Raw genomic sequence first — 2,035 nt, 5'->3', positions numbered from 1 at the left:
GGTCGGCCCCGATACCGGCGGTCCCGGAGATGCCATCCACGACGATCTTGGTGGTATCGATCAGGCCTTCGGCGACCAAGGGGGCCAGGCCCAGGATCGCTGCGGAGGCGAAACAGCCCGGGTTGGCGATGACCCGTGCTTTCTGGATCTCCTCCCGGTGCAATTCCGGGATGCCATAAACGGCTTCCTTGGCCAAGTTCCAGCTCTTATGTTTTTTCTTGTAGACCTTTTCCCAAAGGGGGCGGCTCTTGAGACGGAAGTCGGCTCCCAGGTCGATGACCTTGGCCCCTTCCTTCAGGAATTTCGAAGCCAGTTCCATGGGGACCCCGGTCGGCAAGGCCATGAAGACCACATCACAAGGAGTGGTCTGGTCGGGCCGGATGAACCTGAGGTCGGTCCCATAAAGATTCGGATGATAATCGGCCACTTGGGCGTCGCTGCGGCTGGTGGCCCAGGCGATCTCCACGTCAGGGTGGTCCATCAGGACCCGCAGGACCTCGCCGCCCATATATCCAGTGGCACCGTAGATTCCGGCTCTGATCATGATGTCACCCCTTGGCGGATGGGAATTGGCGACCCCAACGGGATTCGAACCCGTGTTGCCTGGATGAAAACCAGGTGTCCTAGGCCTCTAGACGATGGGGTCCTGTGTTGGAAAGGCCCGAAAAGAAGGCAGATTCTAGGGGACGCTATGAGTGAAGTCAAGGAAAGGTCCTGGCGGGGAAGGATGGGAATATCCGGAGGTTCTACGGTGACGCTCGATGAAAATGGAATTATCATGGACCATCGAACACGAGGAACGGACCATGACCAAAAAGAAAAAGAAACCTTCCAAGACGGCCGCTAAAAAGCAGGTTGTCCGTCCCGCCGCCCCATCGGGGAATGCCCTGGTCCATTTTGAGACCAGCCAAGGGGCCTTCACGGCCGAGATATTCGCCGATGTGCCCGCCACGGCTGAGAACTTTTTAGGCCTCGTCGCCCGGGGATTCTATGATGGCCTGATCTTCCACCGGTTCGAACCGAATTTCGTCATCCAAGGGGGGGATCCGACCGGCACGGGCATGGGCGGGTCGGACAAACGGATCCCTTTGGAGATCACCGCCCATCAGCACGAAAAAGGCGCATTGGGCATGGCCCGGTCCCAGGATCCCAATTCCGCTTCTTCCCAGTTCTATGTCTGCCTTTCCGACGCTCATTTCCTTGATAATAACTACGCCGTTTTCGGACGGATCGTGGAAGGGTTCGAAAACGTCCTTAAGCTCAGGAAGAACGACAAGATGGTCAAGGTGACCAAGAAATAAACTATAAGGAGCGCGGATGTTCCGGCGATCATTGATCCTATCGGCTGTTCTCATCCTTTTGGCGGGGTGTACCTCGAAGCCAAATCCCAAGGTGCTCTTTGAGACCACCCAGGGGAATTTCAAAGCGGAGCTTTTCAGTGATGTCCCCATCACGACCCAGAACTTCGCCGACCTTGTCTCCAAAGGTTTCTACAACGGCCTGACCTTCCACCGCTATGAGCCGAACTTCGTCATCCAGGGCGGGGACCCTCTCGGGACCGGCATGGGTGGTTCGGGAAAGACCATACCGCTGGAGATCACCGCCCACCAGCATGTGGCCGGTGCCCTTGGGATGGCTAGGTCCCAGGATCCCAACTCGGCTTCTTCCCAATTCTACGTCTGCCTGGCGGACGCCCATTTCCTGGACAATAATTACGCGGTGTTCGGCCAAGTCATCGAGGGGATGGACACGGTCCTTAAACTGCGAAAAAGTGACAAGATGCTGAAAGTGACACTGCTTCCAAAATGAGGACGGGGGCCGGTCGAAGGCCCATCCAACGCTTGTTCGGCGGATCCAGACGATGAAAGGGGGACGGTGCCATGGCCATTACGATCAAGGATGTCGCCCAAAAAGCGGGGGTCTCGGTCGCGACGGTCTCCCGGGTCGTGAACCAGAAGGACATCCACAAGGTCGGGGTCAAGACCCAACAACGGATCGAGAACATCCTCAAGGAACTCGGTTATTACCCCAACAC

4 protein-coding genes and 1 tRNA gene are annotated in these 2,035 nt (G+C 57.1%); 3 read left to right on the top strand and 2 right to left on the bottom strand.

What is annotated here, in order from left to right:
• Window positions 1-544 (bottom strand): N-acetyl-gamma-glutamyl-phosphate reductase (locus tag VHE12_05650; protein ID HVZ80274.1); only part of this gene is annotated, 544 nt, incomplete at its 3' end.
• Window positions 545-570: 26 nt separating this feature from the next.
• Window positions 571-646 (bottom strand) — tRNA-Glu (locus VHE12_05645).
• A gap of 160 nt (window positions 647-806) precedes the next feature.
• Here VHE12_05645 and VHE12_05640 point away from each other — a divergent pair.
• The 3 genes from VHE12_05640 to VHE12_05630 form a co-directional block, all read left to right on the top strand.
• Complete coding sequence (locus VHE12_05640; protein ID HVZ80273.1) at window positions 807-1,301, top strand: peptidylprolyl isomerase; 495 nt, start codon at window positions 807-809, stop codon at window positions 1,299-1,301.
• Between the two features lie 16 nt (window positions 1,302-1,317).
• The gene (locus VHE12_05635; protein ID HVZ80272.1) at window positions 1,318-1,809 is read left to right on the top strand and encodes a peptidylprolyl isomerase; all 492 of its coding nucleotides are present in this window, start codon (window positions 1,318-1,320) and stop codon (window positions 1,807-1,809) included.
• Window positions 1,810-1,880: 71 nt separating this feature from the next.
• A partial coding sequence (locus VHE12_05630) for a LacI family DNA-binding transcriptional regulator (protein HVZ80271.1) occupies window positions 1,881-2,035 on the top strand: 155 nt, incomplete at its 3' end.

The sequence above is a fragment of the bacterium genome, from assembly GCA_035549195.1.
In the GTDB taxonomy this organism is placed as follows: domain Bacteria; phylum Oederibacteriota; class Muellerivitia; order Muellerivitales; family Muellerivitaceae; genus DASZRK01.
The sequence above is the reverse complement of the archived record's forward strand: the minus strand, read 5'-3'. Positions and strand labels throughout refer to the sequence as shown.

Coding starts and splice junctions, on each gene's coding strand:
- VHE12_05635 (HVZ80272.1), top strand. CDS start 1,318: ATGTTCCGGCGATCATTGATCCTATCGGCTGTTCTCATCCTTTTGGCG.
- VHE12_05640 (HVZ80273.1), top strand. CDS start 807: ATGACCAAAAAGAAAAAGAAACCTTCCAAGACGGCCGCTAAAAAGCAG.